Genomic DNA, 2,259 nt, shown 5'->3' on the forward strand with positions numbered 1-2,259 from the left:
AAGCGTCCAAAACTGAAGTATCTTTTTTGGCTCCTAATTTTCGGCTATCCTTGTTTCATAAACTTAAGGAGGCAACGAATATGCTTGAAAAACAACAGTCAATCGTGGCTCTGGATCATCCGAAAAGACCAAAAAAGGCACGTCCGCCACGCAACAATTTGATGCTTAGTCTGAAAAAGAATGACCTTGAACTGAATTTTTATAGCTCTTTGGATCCTGATGTCCTAAACAAAATCTTGAGCAAGGTCCTATCATGATTAACCTTTATGACTTGGGGCAGGTCTACATTGTTTGTGGTCGAACAGATATGAGACGCGGAATCGATGGCCTGGCTGCCATAGTTAAAGATGAATTTGATTTGGATCCTTTTTCTGGCCGAGTCTTTATCTTCTGCGGTGGCAGTCGCGACCGTTTCAAGGCTTTATATTGGGATGGTCAGGGATATTGGCTGCTTTATAAAAGATTTGAAAATGGCAAGATGATCTGGCCTAACAATCAGGATGAAGTCAAAGCTTTGTCAAAAGAACAAGTAGATTGGTTAATGAAGGGCTTTTCTATTGAGCCTGGGATAAAAGCAACGAACGCACGCAATTTCTATTGATTTTGCGTGCGTTTCTGGTATGCTTTAAATTATCAAAAAATGAGAGAGATCCTAATGACAAGAGCTGAAACAAAAGATGAAATCATTAAAGGCTTAATGACTACTATTAACAACCTGAACGAAGAGATTTCCTTCTTGCGTGAACAAGTAGCCTACTTAACGCAAAAACGTTACGGCAAATCATCAGAACAAACGCCTTTATCAGGCCAAACCAGCTTATTTGATGAAGAAAATTTTGCGGGCGATGAAGACGAGGATCTTCCCTGTTGAAACTGAAGAAATTGCCTATCGCAGAAGAAGACGCAAGGCTAAGAGAGCCAATGTCTTAAAAGCTTTTGCCAGTGAAGAAATTCATCACCAATTGACTGGCAAAGATCTGCTTTGCCCAGATTGCCAGCAGGAAATGAAAGAGATCGGCTCTTGTCCGGTTCGCCAAGAGCTGCTGTTCATTCCAGCACAAATCAAGCGACTGGATCATATCCAACATGCTTACAAATGTCAGTGCTGCAGTTTAAAAAATACTAGTGATAAGATTGTCAAGGCACCAGTGCCTAAAGCACCGCTAGCTCATAGCTATGGCTCTGCTTCAGTCATTGCTCATACCATCTATCAAAAGTATGAGTTGAAAGTACCAGCCTATCGGCAAAAAAACGACTGGCAGAAAATGGGTCTGCCTATTACGCGCCGGGATATCATCAACTGGCAGATCAAATCTACGGAATATTACTTTAAGCCGCTTTATCAATTGCTTAAGAAAAAGCTGCTAGAGCAAAAGTTTTTACACGCAGATGAAACAACTTATCGCGTCTTGGAAAGCAAGACGCAAAAAACTTTCTACTGGACTTTTCTGTCTGACAAGCAGGCAGAAAAGCCAATTACTCTATATCACCATAATCCGCATCGCAGCGGTCAAGTAGCGATCCAATTCTTAGGCAATTATGCTGGCTACTTGCATTGTGACATGTGGCAGGCGTATGGGCAATTGGCGCAAGCTACTTTGGTTGGCTGCTGGGCTCATGTCAGAAGAAAGTTCTTTGAAGCTGTGCCGCCTAAAGCATCAGACAAATCAATATCTAAACAAGGCGTGCGCTACTGCAATAGAATGTTTGCCCTAGAAAAAGACTGGGGAAATTTGTCTAACGAAGAGCGTCTTCGATTGCGTCGAAAGAAACTAGCGCCGCTGATGAGGGAATTCTTTAACTGGTGTCGTAAGCAGAAAACAAGGACGCTGCCTAATTCCAAGCTAGGAAAAGCAATTGCTTACTCTTTGAATCATGAAGAAACATTTAAACATGTTTTGTTAGATGGCCGACTGGTTTTGTCCAACAATCTAGCTGAGCGTGCAATCAAATCGCTGGTTATCGGCCGCAAGAACTGGTTGTTCTCTCAGAGTTTTAATGGTGCCCAATCTTCGGCCATCATTCTTAGTTTGATTGAAACTGCCAAGCGCAATGGCTTGGATCCAGAAAAATATCTGGTATATCTACTCTCTAATTTGCCCAACGAATCAACTCTGACAGATAAAGAAGCACTGTCAGCTTATTTGCCATGGGAAAAAGCGGCACAAGCAAACTGCAGATAAAATTTGAATACAAAGGCAACCCCATCTTAGCACAAGGCAAGATGGGGTTTTAAGATACTTCAGTTTTGGACGCTTA

Annotated in this window: 4 protein-coding genes; all 4 read left to right on the plus strand. The window is 42.0% G+C overall.

The annotated features are described in order from the left end of the window. Positions 1–257 (plus strand): hypothetical protein (locus HMPREF0518_RS10390; protein ID WP_003627956.1); only part of this gene is annotated, 257 nt, incomplete at its 5' end. Continuing rightward, positions 254–601: an IS66 family insertion sequence element accessory protein TnpB gene (tnpB, locus tag HMPREF0518_RS09160; RefSeq protein ID WP_003627957.1), complete on the plus strand. Its 348-nt coding sequence runs from the start codon at positions 254–256 to the stop codon at positions 599–601. The genes HMPREF0518_RS10390 and tnpB, both read left to right, overlap by 4 nt. Before the next feature lie 54 nt (positions 602–655). After that, positions 656–871 carry an IS66 family transposase gene (locus tag HMPREF0518_RS09165; RefSeq protein WP_012211581.1) on the plus strand — a complete coding sequence of 72 codons (216 nt, stop codon included), beginning with the start codon at positions 656–658 and terminating at the stop codon, positions 869–871. Further along, complete coding sequence (locus HMPREF0518_RS09170) at positions 846–2,183, plus strand: IS66-like element short variant transposase (RefSeq protein WP_003627959.1); 1,338 nt, start codon at positions 846–848, stop codon at positions 2,181–2,183. The genes HMPREF0518_RS09165 and HMPREF0518_RS09170 overlap by 26 nt, the downstream gene beginning before the upstream one ends. The last annotated feature ends 76 nt before the right edge of the window (positions 2,184–2,259 follow it).

It is taken from the genome of Lactobacillus helveticus DSM 20075 = CGMCC 1.1877 (assembly GCF_000160855.1).
Taxonomy (GTDB): Bacteria; Bacillota; Bacilli; order Lactobacillales; family Lactobacillaceae; genus Lactobacillus; species Lactobacillus helveticus.